The sequence below is a fragment of the Phenylobacterium sp. genome (assembly GCF_046463815.1).
GTDB lineage: Bacteria > Pseudomonadota > Alphaproteobacteria > Caulobacterales > Caulobacteraceae > Phenylobacterium.
The window spans coordinates 51,750-68,690 of record NZ_JBKBRO010000003.1; the positions used below are offsets into that span (position 1 = coordinate 51,750).

17 protein-coding genes are annotated in these 16,941 nt (G+C 68.8%); all 17 read right to left on the reverse strand.

Features of this window, described 5'->3' with window-relative positions; all coding sequences use genetic code 11:
• Positions 1–1,746 carry a phage tail fiber protein gene (locus tag ACK4TT_RS02445; protein WP_410212308.1) on the reverse strand — a complete coding sequence of 582 codons (1,746 nt, stop codon included), beginning with the start codon at positions 1,744–1,746 and terminating at the stop codon, positions 1–3.
• A complete protein-coding gene (locus ACK4TT_RS02450; RefSeq protein ID WP_410212309.1) occupies positions 1,743–5,594 on the reverse strand; it encodes a hypothetical protein in 3,852 nt (1,283 codons plus the stop codon). The genes ACK4TT_RS02445 and ACK4TT_RS02450 overlap by 4 nt, the downstream gene beginning before the upstream one ends.
• A gap of 14 nt (positions 5,595–5,608) precedes the next feature.
• Complete coding sequence (locus ACK4TT_RS02455) at positions 5,609–7,255, reverse strand: hypothetical protein (protein ID WP_410212310.1); 1,647 nt, start codon at positions 7,253–7,255, stop codon at positions 5,609–5,611.
• Positions 7,255–7,788, reverse strand: a complete 534-nt coding sequence (locus ACK4TT_RS02460) for a hypothetical protein (protein WP_410212311.1) — start codon at positions 7,786–7,788, stop codon at positions 7,255–7,257. Before ACK4TT_RS02460 ends, ACK4TT_RS02455 begins: the two co-directional genes overlap by 1 nt.
• Entirely contained in the window at positions 7,761–8,273 is a 513-nt protein-coding gene (locus ACK4TT_RS02465; RefSeq protein WP_410212312.1) for a hypothetical protein, read from the reverse strand. Before ACK4TT_RS02465 ends, ACK4TT_RS02460 begins: the two co-directional genes overlap by 28 nt.
• Entirely contained in the window at positions 8,270–10,468 is a 2,199-nt protein-coding gene (locus tag ACK4TT_RS02470) for a hypothetical protein (protein WP_410212313.1), read from the reverse strand. The genes ACK4TT_RS02465 and ACK4TT_RS02470 overlap by 4 nt, the downstream gene beginning before the upstream one ends.
• On the reverse strand, positions 10,465–11,079 hold the full coding sequence (locus ACK4TT_RS02475) for a hypothetical protein (RefSeq protein WP_410212314.1): 615 nt from the start codon (positions 11,077–11,079) through the stop codon (positions 10,465–10,467). The genes ACK4TT_RS02470 and ACK4TT_RS02475 overlap by 4 nt, the downstream gene beginning before the upstream one ends.
• Before the next feature lie 150 nt (positions 11,080–11,229).
• Entirely contained in the window at positions 11,230–12,180 is a 951-nt protein-coding gene (locus tag ACK4TT_RS02480; protein WP_410212315.1) for a hypothetical protein, read from the reverse strand.
• Positions 12,181–12,443: 263 nt separating this feature from the next.
• Entirely contained in the window at positions 12,444–13,325 is an 882-nt protein-coding gene (locus ACK4TT_RS02485) for a capsid assembly protein (protein WP_410212316.1), read from the reverse strand.
• Entirely contained in the window at positions 13,325–13,525 is a 201-nt protein-coding gene (locus tag ACK4TT_RS02490) for a hypothetical protein (protein WP_410212317.1), read from the reverse strand. Before ACK4TT_RS02490 ends, ACK4TT_RS02485 begins: the two co-directional genes overlap by 1 nt.
• The gene (locus ACK4TT_RS02495; RefSeq protein WP_410212318.1) at positions 13,522–15,039 is read right to left on the reverse strand and encodes a portal protein; all 1,518 of its coding nucleotides are present in this window, start codon (positions 15,037–15,039) and stop codon (positions 13,522–13,524) included. Before ACK4TT_RS02495 ends, ACK4TT_RS02490 begins: the two co-directional genes overlap by 4 nt.
• Positions 15,039–15,230, reverse strand: a complete 192-nt coding sequence (locus tag ACK4TT_RS02500; protein WP_410212319.1) for a hypothetical protein — start codon at positions 15,228–15,230, stop codon at positions 15,039–15,041. Before ACK4TT_RS02500 ends, ACK4TT_RS02495 begins: the two co-directional genes overlap by 1 nt.
• Positions 15,223–15,345, reverse strand: coding sequence for a hypothetical protein (locus ACK4TT_RS02505; protein ID WP_410212320.1), 123 nt, complete (start codon positions 15,343–15,345; stop codon positions 15,223–15,225). Before ACK4TT_RS02505 ends, ACK4TT_RS02500 begins: the two co-directional genes overlap by 8 nt.
• Positions 15,346–15,355: 10 nt before the next feature.
• Positions 15,356–15,556, reverse strand: coding sequence for a hypothetical protein (locus ACK4TT_RS02510; RefSeq protein ID WP_410212321.1), 201 nt, complete (start codon positions 15,554–15,556; stop codon positions 15,356–15,358).
• Between the two features lie 121 nt (positions 15,557–15,677).
• Entirely contained in the window at positions 15,678–16,505 is an 828-nt protein-coding gene (locus ACK4TT_RS02515) for a hypothetical protein (RefSeq protein WP_410212322.1), read from the reverse strand.
• Positions 16,490–16,714 carry a hypothetical protein gene (locus ACK4TT_RS02520; protein ID WP_410212323.1) on the reverse strand — a complete coding sequence of 75 codons (225 nt, stop codon included), beginning with the start codon at positions 16,712–16,714 and terminating at the stop codon, positions 16,490–16,492. The genes ACK4TT_RS02515 and ACK4TT_RS02520 overlap by 16 nt, the downstream gene beginning before the upstream one ends.
• Positions 16,711–16,935, reverse strand: a complete 225-nt coding sequence (locus ACK4TT_RS02525; RefSeq protein ID WP_410212324.1) for a hypothetical protein — start codon at positions 16,933–16,935, stop codon at positions 16,711–16,713. The genes ACK4TT_RS02520 and ACK4TT_RS02525 overlap by 4 nt, the downstream gene beginning before the upstream one ends.
• Between the last annotated feature and the right edge of the window lie 6 nt (positions 16,936–16,941).

Sequence of the window (16,941 nt, forward strand, 5' to 3'; positions counted from 1 at the left end):
TTAGCCGTTAAAGCGGATGGTCACCGACCGGGTGGACGGCAGGTACGCCCCAGAGGAGTCCTCGCAGAACACCGTCAGGTAGGCGTTCACGAACTCGCCGGGCGGCGGGCGCTGATTGATGGTCACCGTGAAGGTGTCCGAGGCGACACCGGACGTGGACACGACGCTGATGCCCCACTGGGCGGCGTTGCTGTCGAGGCCGTTGAAGGTCCAGCGCCAGTTGTAAGGGGCCGAGCCGTTCATCGGAGTCACCGTCACCGACCGGCTAGTCGTGCTGGTCTGGTTGAAGGGGACGCTCAGGACGATGGGAGGGATACCCCCGCCGCCGCTGGTCGGGAACTTGATCTGTCCATCCGTGGTCAGACAGAAGATCGAGTTGTCGATGGTGGCCGCAGCGACCGCGACCCACGACGGCCCGAACCACAGGACGCAGTTGCCCGACGCCCCGAAGCCCGGCCCGAGGACCGCCTTGTGGGTGGCCCCGACCTTGTAGACCGAGATCGGCTGGGCGAAGTTGGCGTAGCCGTCCACCACCGAGAACGGGACGATGCGCTGGTTCGGCGCGCCGGGGTTGATGATGGCGAACCTGTCGGCCACCACGTCGAAGCTGCTCTTGCCCTGGCCGCCGTTGTTCATCACGACGCCCGAGACGTTCCCGTTGGCGTCCAGCGCGACGCCCCAGCGGGCACCCAGCTGGGCGTCCACCTGTTGCAGGATGGTGATGCTGGAGCTGAACCCGTTGACCTGGGCTTGGAGCCCGGAGATCGCGGTCGCCCGCGCAGAGGCCTCGTCGGCGATGGCCTCCTGGTTCTCAACCACGGCAGCCTCAGCGTCGCCCAGGCGGGCCGTGATGCCGTTGAAGGACTCGGCCAGGCTCTCGCCGTTCGACCGCTTCACCAGCAGGTCATTCAGGATGAACCCGCCGCCGACCTCATCGAACGCACCGAGGCTGGTCTGGAGCTTCGTGACGGCCCCCTCGGGACCGACCGTGGCGCTCTCCAGCTCGGTGACGCTGGCCTGCACGGCGTCGATGTTCGTCTGCACCGCGCTGAAGGTCTGGGCGAGGCTCTCCCCGTTCCCCCGGTAGACCTTGTCCTCCCGAAGGGTCAGGCTGTTCCCGTCAGGTGCCTTGACGACCAGGAGGTCGAGGACCGATGCGGTCTCGCCTTGGGCGTCCTTCACCACGCGCACTTCGTCGCGGATGACGTTCACGCCCTGCTTCAGGTTGTGCGTCCGCAGCTGCTCCTCGATCAGGGCAGTAGCGACGCCGTTGATGTCGTCGATCCGGGTACGCAGCTCGGCGAGCAGCTCGTCCGCCAGGACCATCTGGACCAGCTGGTCCATGATGGCGTCCGGGTCCACGATGACGCCCAGGTTGTCCCCCAGGCGGACCTTCGCCCGGTCCAGGCTGTTCGTGTAGAGGTCGAGCAGCTCCTGTTGTACATACAGGACTTGGAGGACGGACTTGTTCAGCTCCTCCTCGGTGAGGACAGAGCCGTTGCGGAAGGTGACGATGGCTTGGTCGATGGGCGTGCGCCGCCGCAGAGTCACTGCGGTTCCAGCGACCGGCGGCACCTTCAGCCGGATACGGGTGGGGCTGACCCACTCGTACCCGGAGAGGGGCTGCACGATCCCACCGACCACGACCTCGACGTGGTCAGCGTGCAGGTACGGGAAGCTCACGTCGAACTCCCGTTGATCCGCAGCCGCCACGTACGAGACGTGGGTCGCGGGGACCAGACTCACTGGCCTAGGACTTCCTCCTTGAAGCGTTGCAGCTCGGCACTGATCTCGGGCTCCGAGTAGCCCTGCTTCTCCAGCTTGCGCCGGAGCTTCACCGCCCCGACCGCGTGGTCGAACTCGGGGTCCTCCTCGCGGAGGGCCTCGATGGCGATGTCGTGGTAGTCGTCGCGCAGGCGCTGGACGGTGCGGATGCGGGTCCGCCGGTCCATCTCCTGCCAGTCAGGGCTGGCGATCAGGTCCCGCAGCTGCTCCTCGAAGGTGAGCCCGCTGCTGTCCACGACGATCTGCCCCCGCAGCTCCTTGAGGCGGGACATCTGCTTCGCCGTCAGCTCCACCCCACGGAAGCGCCGGGTGTTCGGCGCGAGGTCGAAGTGGAGGTCGGACAGCTCGCGGATGAGCGGGTCGTCCTTGTCGCTCCCCGCCTGGATGCCGAGGACCCGGTCGTAGGTGACCGGGCGGCCCAGGAGGGTGTCGCGGCGGACAGGCAGCTCGTCGGACCACGCGGTGCTGGCCTTGACCCGTTCCCACATGGTCTGGGCTTCCCGCAGGACGCCCGAGTCCTCGCCCTCCCACCAGCGCATGACGCCCCCGGCGGGGACGAACTTCTGGACCATGTTGGTCTTCAGCCGGTCGAGAGCGGCGGACGCCTCGGCGTCGTTCTGCGCGGACGCGGCGGCCACGAGGTCGCGGGCGCTGGTCAGCCAGGTCTTCGAGAGGATGTTGCGGTTGATCGCGAGAGCCATCGCCGAGAAGGCGCGCTCCCACTGCCAGCGGTTCGGCTCGTCGTCCTCACCGTCGGCCGCCGTCATCTGCTCGTAGATGTCAGCCCCCAGGCCCAGCAGGATGCCCGCCGGGTCGAAGCGGCTGAACTCGACCCAGGTGTCGCCCACCTTCATCGAGTAGCTCGGTCGCTCCATCCGGCTGGAGGAGCGCGGCCCGCCGTCGTGACCCACAATCACGCCCGCCTGCGCCAGGGCCACCGCCGAGGCGATGGACATGGTGCCGAGGGCCATCTGCGAGATCGCCACCTGGGCGTCGAAGGTGCCCGACGTGAGGCGCTCGCGGGTCTGCCGCTGGAGCAGCCCGAGGGGCGTGTACTCCCCGAGGGTCGTCTCAAGGATCTTCATCGGGGTCTTGATGAAGGGGAAGATCAGGCCGGTGTGGCCGTCGAGGTGCGGTAGCAGCCGGGCGGCCTTCTGGCTCAGCTCCCAATCGAGGTCGTCTTGGAACAGGAGCTTGTGGGCTTCGTCCCGAGAGACGGTCTCGATCTGCAGAGCGCGGGTCGCTTCGGACGCCAGCTCGTACACCTCGTCGCTGTCGGGCCGGGCACCGAGGGCGACCAGCCGCTCGGCGCGCTCGATCAGCTCCGTGGAGGTGTGCTTGAGCAGCACGTCGGCGCGCTGGCGGACGTACTTGGACAGCTCGTCCCCCTGGAGGCCCCGGTCGTACGCCTCAAGGGCGGCCAGCCGGGCGGCCTCAGCGGCCTTGGTGGCATGCTCGGAGACGGTGCCGAACAGCTCGTCGGCCACGTCGATGGTGGCAAGGCGGATGGACCGGGCCGCCGTACCGGCGAAGTTGAAGGAGGCAGTGCCGATGCCGATCAGGCCACGCAGACCCAGGCGCATGATGGCCGGGAGCTGGTCCGTGTTGTCCATGATGGCGTCGATCTGCTCCTTCGAGGCCCGCCACTCCTTGGCGCGCGTGGCGTCCACCCGCTCGTACCGGGGCGTGTAGGCCCCGTAGCGGTCGTCCATCCACTTGCGGAAGGACCCGAGCGTGCCCTCCAGGGCGTTGCTGCCGAAGGACCCGGCGAGACCCTGCACCTCCTCGGTGAGGTCGTCCGACAGGAGCCGGATGACCTGGGCCATGCCGCGCCCGAAGGCGGGCACGATGGTGCCGAAGTAGGCGGTGTCAGCCACGCGGGCGGCGACGAACTCGCGGCCCCCAGCCTTGCCGGTGGCGTAGGCCAGGGCATGGACCGGGACGCGGGCCAGCGAGCGGAAGACCATGTGCCCGGCGGTGGAGACGATGTTCACCGCTCCGGTGCCGACCGAGAACAGGTTGCCGGTGACGTACTCGCGGATGGCGCGCTGCCACCGCTGGGGACCGGAGTACCGCTCGGCCAGCTTCGTCACCTTCTCGGTGTCGCCCTTGGCTCGGATGATCTTCTCGATCAGGAGCCGCCGGTCGCGCGGGCTCTTGGCGTCCCCGAGGGCACGCAGGGCGTCCTCGGCCGAGTTCACCCCCTTGGTCACCCCGTCAACGTTGGCGTCGGGGGCCAGGGCGCGGATGCGGGCCGCCTGCTCGACCGCGTTCTTGGCGGTGGCGGTGCCCTTCAGGCTGTTCAGGGCGCGACCCAGGTTGCTGGTGGCGGCCTTGAACTGCGCCTGCAGAGCGGCGTGCGCTTCGAGCGCCTTGAGGAACTCGACGTACTTGGGGCTGGTCGGGTCGTTGACGAAGGCGCGGGCCTGCTCAGCCAGGGCGGTCAGCCGGGCGGCGGACCCGCCGAGCAGCTGCCGGGCTCCCCAGGCGTAGGCGTCGAGCAGCTGGGTCTTGCCCTTGAAGGTGGCGACCAGCTGGCCCTCGCTCGCGCCGATGATGTTGGCGAGCATGGCGGTGTTGCGCCAGGAGCGCGGCTTCGAGCCCGCCTCCATGGCCAGCGGCTGTGTCGCCTCAGCGATCCTGGCCACCAGCTCGTGGACGCGGTCCAGGCCCACGTCGTCGGCCAGCACCTTGGCGAAGTCGATGCGCGTGGGGTCGAGCCCCAGGCGATCCAGCACCTCGAAGTCCTTGCCCTGGTGGTAGGCCTGGGCGAGCGCCCGCAGGCCAGCCTCATCGAGGCTGCGGACCTTCGAGGGGATGTTGAACAGGGACTGCTCCAGCTCGTCCACCGGGTCAGGCCGGGCGGCTGCCGGGAGGTCGTCGAACAGGGAGAGCTGCTCGCCCGCCTTCGGGGCGGCCTCAGGCGCGGTTTTTCCCGCACCCTTGGGGAGGCTCGCGTCAGCCTCGGTGGCGACCGCCTGGGCGGCCCGCTCGTCGAACTCGGGGGCGTGCCGCAGGGCTTCCTCGGGGACAGCCGCCTGGGCCTCTACCGACTCCTTCGCCTGCCGCAGGCCGCGCACGTAGCGCACGCCCTTGACCAGGGTGGAGAGCGCGGCGTCGAAGGCCACGCCGGTCACCGCGTCCGAGGCGGCGTTCTTGAAGCGCGCCTCCAGGGCGCTGTCGTCCTCGTCCACCGCCAGGGCCTCGGCCAGGACGTTGTCCTTGATGCCCAGCTCCTTGGCCAGGTTGGCGAGGTTCCCCTCCATGGGCTTCACGTCCACGAAGGCGGCGGCGGCACCGGCCGCGACCGGCCGCGAGAACCGGCCCACGGTGCCGAGGGCGGCCATGCCGCGCAGCGCGCGGGCACCCCCGGCGAACGAGGAGCCGAACTCCACGATGTCGCGGGTGATCCGCCCGGCGGTGCTTTGGTTCTCCTCGACCTTCGGCACCCAGGTCTTCGCGTTGAAGCCTGCGGTCTTGCCGCTGCGGCGCTCGGCCTCTGCCTTGGAGACCAGCTCGATCACGCCGTTGCGGGCATGGCGGCCGGTCAGGATGTAGGAGCCGACGCCGGTGCGCCGGTAGATCGCCTCGTCGGTAGCCGCAGCCAGGTCGTCGATGGCGTCGAGGGTGCCTTGGGCGCTGTCACGGAGACCCCCGAGGACGGCCCTGAAGGCTTCGTCCGCGACCCCCACGCGCTTCTTGGGCGCGGGCGCAGGGGCCGCGCTGGACTTCCTCGGGGCGCTGAGCGGAGCCGGGGTCGGCCCGGCGGCGAGGATGTAGTCCAGATCGGCTTCAGTCAGGTTCGACACTCAGGGGTCTCTCGCTATCGCTGTTCCTTGGCTGGGACGCGCATGTTGGCGGCTCGGCCGCGCAGCACGTCGTTTCGGATCGCCTCTTTCGAGACGCCGGGGATGGTGGCCAGGGCGCGGGCGTAGGCTTCTTCGCCTTCCATTCCCTGCCGCAGGCCACGGTAGAAGGCCTCCTTCACGGTGGCCGCTAGGAGGTTGTACTTGGCGACGGACGCATGGCCGGGCTTGCCCGCCAGCCGTCCCGACCGGGTGAGGTCGCGGATGAGCTGCTGCTCCCAGATCGCGGCCCCGGCGTTCTGAACCGCCTTGGCGTTGGTCGGGATCTTCCGAGCCTCGTCCGCCAGATGCTCGAAGGTCTTCAGGTTGATCTTCCCAGCGGCGAACAGCTGGGCAGCCCTGCGGTGCGCCTCGCTGGGCGTCACGTTGCCGCCGACGATGTCGGCCTTGAGCTGCATCGCAGCCGCGCTACCGGCCGTGCCGATGGCCCGCTCGCGCTGGGCCTGCGCCCGGTCAGCCACCTCCCAGCCCCAGCGGACGTTCGCTCGGCTGCGCTGGAGGTCTTCCCAGGCGTTGTCCTCGATCCGCTCTTGGATCGCGAAGGCCAGCTCGGCGTCCTCAGGACGGAGCTTCCCCTCGCTGATGAGCTGCGAGACGCGCGACGGGTCAAGCTTCTTGCCCGACCGCAGCTCGACCGAGAGGAGCCCGAGGGTCTCCTTCGACCGCTCCTCCTCGCGCTGCTCGCGGACCTGTTCGATCCGGCGGGCCTCGTCGCGGAGGCGGCCCTCCTGCTGCGGGGTCCAGGTGGGCGTCCCGTCAGCCCGGCGGCTGTTCGCCACCGACAGGAGGAGGTCAGGGTCTTCGAGCTGCTCGGCCGCGTTGACGGCGCTGTCGAGGAGCGCGGCGCGGGCCTTGTTCCGGTCCACCCCCGGAGGGAGGCGGCCCATGAAGGACTCCACGTCGATGCGGCCCTCCTTGGCCGCTTGCAGCTCCAGCTCGTCGCCGAACCCACGGATGACCTTCTCGGCCTCCTGGGCGCGGATGATCTCCTGCGCCGAGTTCAGCAGCTGGGGACGCAGGCGCTCCAGCTGGGAGTAGGCCTCCATGTTCGCGGCCGGGTCCCCGAAGTCCACGGGGCGGCCCTCGTCGTCGAGCAGGACGGAGCGGAAGCGCCGCTCGATCAGCTCGTTCACGTCCTCAAGGTCAACCGGCTGCTCGCCCCTGGTCGGGTCCGCGTCGGCCCCCCTGGACAGGAGGTCTTCGATCTCGGGCTTGAGCATCAGCTCGACCTCGGCGGCCCGCTTGCGCGCCCGGCTCATGGCGATGGCGGTGCGGTACGCGGTGGAGGTGGACATCTTCTGCTCGTCCGCCTTGCCCATGGCCTCGTCGGCTACGGCCTGGCCCGCGTTCTCGCGCTCGCGCTTGAGGAACCGCTGGTTGTCGTAGTCGGCGTACTTGTCCACGGCGCTGTCCACCATGCCGAGGACCCGGCGGACGGCATCCACCTCGCCATCGGCGCGGAAGCCATCGCGCATCTGCATGCGGTTCCGCAGCTCGGGCGCTTGGTCCAGGCGTCGCGTCGGAAGGACGGCGTCGCGGTTGTTGGTGATGCGGCTCTGCGCCGTGGTTCGGCCGCCGAGGGTCGCGAGGTTGCGGTCAGCCACTAGCTACCTCTGCCGATCTGCTTGGCCGCGTTCTCGCGGCTGATGGCGATGCTCTTGCCGGTGGACCAGCCCGAGACGCCCGACGAGACGAGCTGCAGGCCCGCCCCGAGGGCGGTCGGCCGCTCCACGCGGGAGAGCATCGAGTTGGCCTCGGCGCGGGCGCTCATGCGCTCACGCTCGGCGTTCTGGCTGGTGCGCTCGCGGGACACTGCGGCCTGCATCAGGCTGTCCTTCAGGAGCAGCTCGATGCTGCCCCCGAGCTGGAGCCCGGCTTCACCAGCGGCGACCCGCGTGCGGGCCTGTTCCTTCCGCATGGCGCGGAGGCGGTCGTTGACCTCGGCGGTCTCGGTGTCGAGGGCTTCCGCCTCGACCATCGCGAGCTGCTCGCGGATGGCCTCCTCCTGCGCGGCGGCAGACCTCGCCTGCGTGTACAGACTGGCCGCTGTCCCAGCGACGGCGAGCGTCGCCAGCCCCGCACTGGAGGTCAGGAACGATCCCACAGCCGCTAGGCCGGGGAGGACGGGTGGACACATGGAGGTTCGTACCTGCTGAAGGTGAAGAACAGGCGGCCCTCTGGTCCGTGGTTCGGCAGGGCCTCGATGATCTGGAAGCCGCCCCACAGAAGCCAATCCATGGACTTCTGGTTACGGGCGTCGATGAAGTTGAACAGGATCGGCCAGAGCTTGTGCAGCTCAGCCAGGTAGGGGCGGAAGTTGCGGCAGATGGACAGCGCCACCGGGCGCTCATCCATGCGCGACGTCCCCATCATCCAGACGGAGCCAGCCCCCGGAAACTCGGTCGGGGCAGCCCCGAAGACGCACACGGGCTCTCCGTCAACGCGGATGATCCAGGCCCGCTCGGACACCGCCACGCTCTCCACGAGGGCTTGCATGGGACCGGTGCCGGTCGTGGCCTGGATCTCGTCGATGTCGGAGGGCCTCAGGTTCTCCGCGAGGTGGCTCAGCAGGCCCAGCAGGGTCCCACCGTCCACCTCGCGAAGATCGAGGTACTCGATCACGCTCTCGCTCGGTTGAAGTAGAAGGCTTCCCACTCGGCCGACACGAAGGTCGAGGCGACGTGGGTGCGGTTTGTCAGGGCGATCACCGCCGCCTCCGCTTCCCCGTAGACTTGGAAGGCGTAGTCGCCGGTCGCCACCTGGGGCGTACCCAGGCGCAGCTCAACAGCCCCCAGCGTCTTGCCCGTGAAGTCCGCCAGCTTTGCGGGCAGCACCTCCTCAACCTGGGGATCGGTCGCTGCGCCGTACGGCTGAACCTCCGTGCGGAAGAAGCCAGTCTCGCGGTAGTTGATCGTGAAGGTCCGCAGCTGGAGCCGCCCGGTGGTTACCGGGGTGCCGTCGCCGCGTCGCAGGTACTGCTTCGAGAAGACGAACCGGAACGTGTACTGGACGCCCACGAGGTGGACGCCCGCCTCGTTTCCGGGGACCGACAGGACCATGTTGTCCGCCTCGAACACGTAGTCGTCGGGGCTGATGAGGGACATGGCGCGAGGACCGACGGCGTCGCTTCGCACCACCCGAACCGGAGCAAGCACCTCCTCGTGCCGATAGGGCAGGTTGAAGTAGGTGCGCTGGCGGGCCGGATCGTAGACGCCCACCACCTGGGTCAGGCGGTCGAGGTGAACCCGCTGGGACGCCCCGTAGGGCCGTGCCCCAGCCTGGAGGTTGATGCGCTCCAGGGACAGGCCGTTGGGTCGTGCGATCAGGAGGTAGAGGTACCCCTTGAGGTACGCCGCCGACATGACCCGGTCGTTCCACCCCATCTCCCAGACGTGCCACGCGGACTGCGCCTTGTTCTGCGCGTCCACCCAGTAGAACTGGTAGACGAACACCCTGTTTGGCGCGCCGTCGGTCAGCACGAAGACCGCGTTGAGGTCGGCCGCAGGGGCCAGCTGGTGGACGCCTGCGGGGATGTAGCGGGGGACGTGGGCGGTGATGTCCGCCGCCGAGGTGGCGTCGGAGTCCGCCATGCGGCTGTACTCGCGGATCGTGGCCCAGCCGTTCTTCTCGGAGGCGAAGTAGACCTCCGTCCCAAGGGCCACCGGGGGTGCCCTGTGGGCGACCTCGTAGTTGGTCACCGGGCGGATCGCGACGCTCATCGGGGAGACGCCCATCTCGCCGTTGCTCATGGCGAACTGCGTCTGGTCCGAGAACAGGACGATGCCGTCGTTGAAGGGCACGGCGTGTCGCAGCAGCGAGACCCTCGTGCTGGTCGCCGCCACGTCGATCACATCGCTGTCGATGTAGTCGAGAACGGTCATGCGCCAGAAGTTGCCGAAGTCCCCGGCGCAGGAGAGGACGCAGTTCTCGTCGTAGAGGAACGCGAGGCGGTTCTGGTAGAAGAACACGCCCGAGATCGTGCGGCCGATGAAGCCGGGGTTAGGGTTCGTCTCGGTGTCGCCCACCCGGCGGGGAGCCCAGGAGAACGGCACGAAGCGGAACTCGCCGTTGGCCTGCCGGATCAGCGCGTGCGGCATGGTGCCGGGGTCGATGGCGTTCTGGAGGCCGGGGGCGACGGTCTCATCCCACACGCCGCTGGAGTAGCGGACGTAGTAGGATACGAACCCCGTCTCCTCGGTCCCCTGGACCTTGTAGATCGCGCCCTCAGCCGCCGTCTCAGGCAGCTTGTTGAACGCCTGGACGGTGCCCGTGAGGGTACCTCCGGGGTTCACCGCGTACTGGTAGGCTGCGCCGGGGCCGTAGGGCACGCCGTTCGCATCCACTCCGAAGGTGCGGTTGAGCCACGCCGCTTCGCTGTCCTGGGGGACCTGATCGGCCCCGGCCGGGAGCATCGCGCAGACGCGCTTCTTGTTCACCACGAAGGTGTAGTCGGCGACCGTGTACAGCGCGAGGTCGGTCGCCCAATCGGTCACCCCAGTCAGGTACCCCCAGCCCGCAGGGGCGGAGCAGGGAACCTCCTGTCCGGTGGCGAAGTCATAGACCCGGATCACGCCGTCCGTGGCGATGGCGATGTACTGCTCGCTGGCGTCGCGGTTGATCTCGTGGACCTTGGCGTTCGTCGGCGCGCTGGGGAGGATGGTGGCGACCTGCTCGGTCGGGGGGCGCTTACCCGTGCCCTCCGAGAGCGAAGCCCAGCCGTTGACCATCTCCTCGCACTGGTCCGGTGCGCGGACCAGCGGGGACTGCTGAGAGACCCCGTTGTGCAGGCTCGGGATGGCCTGCGTGACAAGGCTCAAGGATAAGACCTCGTGGGAGTGCTGCGGTTGTAGAGGCGCTGCAGGCCACGGTTCCGGCGGAACATGTTGGTGTTCCGCCCGCCACGCTCGTCCCGCAGCAGGGTCGCCCAGGCGCGCTGCTCATCCTCGGCTTTGAAGCCGTCCAGCGCCTGGGACCCGATGGTCTGCGCCTGGAACTTGCGGGCCGCGCTGATGGCGACGTAGTTGCGGGCGCTCTCGGGGAGGTCGTCGAAGGGGAAGCCCCAGACGGCCTTGATCTTGACGGGCTCGTCGAACTCGAAGGACAGCCGGTCCTTGTCGTAGAGGCCCAGCCCCTTGGCGGGGTTGCGGCGCTGCACCAGCTGCCGCGAGCGGTCCATGGGCTCGAACTTGAGGAGGCCCTCGGGGAGCGAGATGTGTCCGTCGATGTCGGGCGTGAGGGTGTAGCCCTCGTCGGTGTTCCAGTTCCAGCCGATGAGCTGGACCTGACGGGACACCTTGAGGAGTTCGCCCCTGGCGATGTTCACGTCGCGGATGCCGCTGACGGCCAGGGTGTTCACCGGAGCCTGACCGATGCTCACGAGCATCTCGTTGACGGCGTCCAGCTCCGTCGTGAAGGCAAGGTTGGGCATGGGTTAGGTTCCGTGCATGGCACCGGCCCTGGGGGTCGAACCCAGCTCGCGCGGTTTTGGAGACCGGCGTCCGCCCGGCGGCGGCCGATGGGGGGATGCGAAAAAACAGAGGGGGACCACAGGTGTCCCTGCAGTCCCCCTCGGGGCGGCTTAGGCCGGGAGGCCCAGCTCCACGGCGCACTTGGTGCGGATCGGGTCGGTGCCGACCATCAGGCGCGAGATCATCAGGGTGCCCTGACGCTCGGGCTGGTCGACGACCTGGCTCGACAGGCCCTGCACCTCAGCGGTCGCAGCCGCGTACGGCGTCCAGACCACACCCACCGTCTTCGAGAAGTCGGCGCGGTACTTGGCCGGGATGTCCGAGTTCGCGGTGTCGTTCACGCCGAACGGCGTGTTGTTCGACTTGAGGATGCGGACCTCGTCGATGGTCTCCAGCGTGTGCTTGCGGTCGCTGGCCGAGCCACCGTTCTTGTCGCGGTTCAGGTTCCGATCCGAGCGGGCCATCAGGTACCACTGGGCCGGGCGGAAGACCGCGAACAGCGGCTGGACGTTCACCGGCACGTCCTTGGAGTCCATCGTCTCCTTCGCCAGCGACACACCGTCGAACAGGACGGTCGCGTCGGTCGGGAAGTTGGCGTTGGTCAGGGTCGAGCCGCCTTGGTCGCCCGCGAACAGAGCGCCACCGCGAGCCGACTGCACGATCCGGCGGATGACGTTCTTGTCGTAGAAGCGAGCCAGGGCCGCGCCCAGCTCCTCGGCGTACGGGGCACGCACGTCGTAGTGCAGCATCACCTCGTCGATGTCCGCGACGAAGACGCTGGAGACCAGCTTCTCGTCGGGCGTCACGACGATCTCGGTGTGCGGGATCTTGTTGCCCAGGATCTCCTGGCCGGGCGTGTGGTAGCCCACGGTCGTCCGCCAGATGGCCGGGAACTTGAACAGCTTGCCCTTCTCCAGGGTCTTCACTTGGTGCTTGTCCCGCATGATCGTGGCGGTCTGGAAGGCCGTCAGGACTTCACCGCCGAACAGGTCAAGCATCAGCGCACGTTCGTCGCCCGCCAGTTGGTTCTGGCCGGGACGCGACACAACGGCGTCGGTCATGTCGAGTTAGTCTCTCGTGTGGGGTTGATGGGAGGACTGGTCCCGTCAGCCCGCGAGCCCCCTCCGCGCGGGGTTGTCGGCCGCAACCGGCCCCCGCTTCGGGTCTGCGTGCTTGGAGGGATGGGGGGCCGGGCTTCCACCGGCCGCGCCCGCTGCAGTCGGGCTCTGGCGATCCGCTCGCCGGGCGGCCACCACGCACTGAGGCGGGTGGTCTTCAATGCGACCCTCAGGTCGCGCCGACAGCACGCTGCCGGGGGGTAGGGTTAGCCGCGCTTGTGCCACTCGGCGGTGGACCGGATGGTCCCCGCGCGGATGGACCGCTGCAGCTTCTCGGCCACCGACTTACGGAAGGCCGGGTCCGCCTTGTACTGCGGCGACTGCATGGCCACGGTCACCTCGTGCTGGCTGTTGAACACGTCGCCAGCAGCGCCGTTGGCGGGCTGCGCCTCGACCATGCGACCCTCGGACGGGTTCGCCGCGCCGTACTTGGCCATCAGCCACTCGACGGCCTGCTTGGCGGTCGCCGGGTTGGTGGCCTGGGCGTTGTAGTAGTCCAGCTCCTGATCGCTCAGGGCCGACACCGCCCACTTGCGGGCAGCCTCGAAGTTGTCCTTGCCGCCGGCGACCTGATGGGCCGTCAGCTCGATGGACGCCTCGATGGCCTTCAGGCCAGCGAAGTAGGTGTCGATGACCTCGCGCGGAAGCCCGGCGTCGAGCAGCGGCTTCACGAGATCGTCGGTCAGCTCCTGGCCGCCCTCGTAGGCGGTCTTCAGGGCATCCACAGCGGTAGCGAGGGGGGAAGTTTCGGGGGCCGCCCCTTGCTTCGGGCGCTCGATCTTCGCGCCGGGCTTGGCCTCATCGGCCTTCTGGTCGCCCTCCTTGGGGGCGTCTTGGGCGGCAGGGGCAGCCTCAGCGGGCTTGCCCGAGGACAGGCGCTTCTCCAGCTCCGTGTAGGAGGCGAGCAGCTTGGCGCTGTCCAGCGAGCCGTCAGCGGCTCGGAACTTCTCAGGGACTTCGGGGGCGGCGGCTTGCTGCGCCACCTGGGCGGGCACCGGATCGGTGTGCTGCGCGCCCGTCATCTTGGCCACGTACTCGGCCGAGGGGGCCACCCCTTCGGGCAGCACCGTAGCGGTCTCACCCGCCATTACTCAGCAGCTTCCTCTTTCGGTTGGATCGAGGCGGAAGCGTCCGCGAACGCCACGTTCGTGGCCACGCCGACGCGCGTCAGGATCGTGAAGCCCGCCGGGCCAGCAGCCTTGGTCGTCTCGACCTGGCTGGCCGGGGTAGCGGAAGCCTTGGTGTTGTCGGTGACGGAGATCGCCGACTTGTTGGGTGCCTTCGTCATTCTGGTTCCTGCTGTTGAGCCGCGAGGGCGGCCTCAGCGCCAACCTTCGCGATGGTGGGAGCAGCGGTGACCCCGACCTCGGTCAGGGCTTGGGCCTGCTGTTCCGACGCCAGCTGCTCGTCGGACTTGAGGAGGTCGTCCAGGCCCTCCACGCCGTGCCCTTCGCCCAGCCGCTTGAGCAGCTCGGAGCCGTTCACCAGCCCGCCGAAGTTGGGGAGGATCGCTTGAGCGTCCTGCGCCCAGGCGCGGATGCGGTTGACGGAGTGGGCACGCCCGAGGGCGTCGAAGCCGGTGACGATGACCGGCTGGATGGCCTTGGGGAGACGCGGGATGCGCCCGGTCTTGGCCCCCAGGTAGAGGTAGCGGCGGACCAGCGGCAGCTGCAGCTCGTCCGACAGGACCGTGTAGGTGCCGCCGAGAGCGTTCTCCAGCTCCTGGGCGACGATGCGGACTTCCTCGGCGGTGACCCGCTCGGCGTCCCGCATGACCCCCGCGCGTAGCAGGAAGGCAGCGGCGACGCGCTGCTCCAGTCGCTCGGCCAGCTGGTTCATCACGGACCAGTCCTGGCTCTTGTCGAGCTGCAGGGTCTTGATGCGGTCGATGTAGCCGGTGAGGAAGTCGCCGGTCTCGGCGTCGGCCAGCTCCTCCACGTCGATCCCCGCGTTGGGGTCCACGATGTGCAGGATGCGGGCGGCCGCCATGGCGAACTGGACCATCGCCTTCGAGAGGTCTTCGAGGGACATCAGGTCCCCGATGTTCTCGGTGACGTGGCCTCGGCCGTAGTCGCTTCCGGGGACCACCAGCCAGCGCAGGGGGATCCACGCTGAGGCGTCCTCGGGACTGCCCCCTTGGGAGCCGGGGACGATCTTCCCCTTGATCTCCTGGTGCTGCTGCACCTGGCCCTTCACGCGGCGGACGTAGGTGTACACGTCCACCATCTGCTCGACCCCGCCTTGCGGGGTCTCCAGGGCGAGTGCGGCGCGCACGTCCTCAGGGAGCGTCGAGGGGTAGACCTTCTCGACCACGATGATCTCGGTCCAGCGGCCTGCGCTGTCCCGCTTCACCACGTACTGGTCGAGCCGGTAGAAGCGGACCTTGTCCTGGCCGAGGTAGAGCAGGCAGTTGCCCGCCACGATGAGGTGCCGCAGCACCTCCATCAGGATCGGCCGGAGGGACGCCCCGGTCATCAGCGAGAACGTGGTCCGCGCCAGGACGGCCAGCTTGGAGTTGGCCTCGCCCAGCTGGGTGCCCAGCTGCTGCGCGGTGTCCTCGTCGATGTTGAGGCGGAAGAACGGGAGGTTCGGGGGGAACAGGGCGAGCAGCAGCGTGGCCGAGAGGCTCGACACGCAGCGAGCCCCGAGGCTCTGGTAGGGCTGCTCGTGGATGGTGTGTTCGTTCTGACCCTCGACAGGGATCAGGCCAGGGATCGTGAGCCGCGCGGCGTCACGCGCACGCTGCAGGACAGGGTCCCGAGCGGCGGACAGCGCGCCGTAGCGCGCCGCAGCAGTGGCCATCAGCGGGTGATCTGGATGCCTGACGCGGCGCGCTTCTGGTCGCGCTTGCGGATGAGGAGGTAGTTCAGCCCGACCTTGGCTTTGCCGCCGGTCAGGGCGTTGGCGGTTTGGGTGTCGCCCTCAGCGAGGGCTTGCTCGCGCCGCTTGGCGGCAGCGTCGGCCGTCACCTTGCCTAGGATCGCGCTACACATTGCGGTCGATCCTCAGGGCGCGGAGGCCGGTGCTGCGGGCGCGCATGATGGGGTCGATCCCGTCGAGGTACGGGTTGCGGAGGATCGGAAGCGGCCTGTCAGTCGGCTTCTCCACCACGACAGGCTTAGGTTTCTTGACGACGCACATCCGGGGCTCGGTTGAAGGAGGCGGTGAAGAAGTCCCGCATCTCCAGGGCGAGCGCCCGTCGGCCGCTGTCGAACATGATCTGCTCGATGCTGCGGTCGGGGCCGTGCCGAGGTTCGGGCGCGCGGCGCTCCAGCTCGGCGATGAACTCATCGGGCGTGCGGGGGAACAGTCGAGCCATGGGTGTCCTTGGGTCCTAGCAAGAAGACCCCCTGCGATTGCTCACAGGGGGTCCTGAGTGGGAGAGAGGAGAGAACCAGGGAACGCACCCGCTTGGGGCTCCTAGGCTGCGGGATAATTGCCTAGGCCTTCGCGGGCGGGTTCCAGAGGATCGGCCGCCGGTCCCACTCCCCATGTCGGAGGATGCGGGCGCAGCGGGCCTGGGCCAGGGCGTCACGCTCGGTGAGCCCCGCCTTGCGGTAGAGGGACAGGATGGCGTCCCAGCGGGTGTCGAACTGGGCGGGCTTCCACTTCACCTCGACGGTCCCCTTGCGGGGGCCTCGGGTGATCTCCCGCTCGTGGGCCTCGACGCCGACCAGCTGGTCGAGCGCCAGGTCGGCGGCCACAGGGCCAGCGCCTGGGCAGCCGGGGTAGCCGTCAGTCGGGTCCCCGCAGATGGTCTGCCACAGGTGGAACCTGTCGGCTTCCTCTGGGGTGATCTGGCGGACCTGGGCGTTCTCGAGGTTTGGTCGGTAGAGCAGTCCGGGGACGGTCTGCATGTCCTTGTCGGCCGAGACCATGATGCGGTCCTCGCCCTGGACAGGCTCGGTCGCCAAGATCCCCATCACGTCGTCGGCCTCCAGGCGGGGGCGCGACTGCGCGGGGTACTTCTCAGCCAGCCAGGCCTTCAGGTCGTAGAGGTGGACCGGGCGCTCGACGCCCTTGCGGTTGGACTTGTACTCGGGCCAGACCTCGCGCCGAAAGTTGGCGAAGTCGTCCGACAGACAGACGACCAGCTCGTCCCCATCGAGGGCGGACATGAAGCCGTCGATCACGTCCCGAGCCTGCCGCTTGGCGGCTCGGAAGTCCGCGACCGTGGACACCACGTCCTCGTCCCACTGCCAGGTCTGCTGGTTCGCTGCCGTCGCCATGTAGGCGATGATGTCTGCGTCGATCAGGAGACGGCGCATCGGGGGAAGCAGTCCTCCATGACTTCACGGATGACCTCCCCGACACGCTCGGGGCGCGTCTCGGCGGGGAGGAAGAAGTGCCGCCGCTGGTGGTTTGCCCGGTTGATGACGTCGAACCGATGCATCGGGCCGTCGAACATCCAGTGGCGGTCCACGCGGCGGACCTCGACGCGCCAGCCGTCCGTCTCAGCGACGGCCGGGAGGCTCACCGCTGGGGAGCCGTGGTCGTGGCCGGGATGTCGCTCGGGCAGACGATCACCGGCACGCCGTCCGTCAGCTGCGCGCGGAGCGCGGCGCGGGCCAGCGGGTGCAGCGAGCAGTACCGCTCGACGGTGTAGTTGAGGGCGGTGTCGGTGCGCTCGAAGTCGAGCGGACGCGAGGCGCAGGCCGACAGGCCCAGCGCCAGGGCGCAGGCGATCAGCTTCTTCATGGTCTC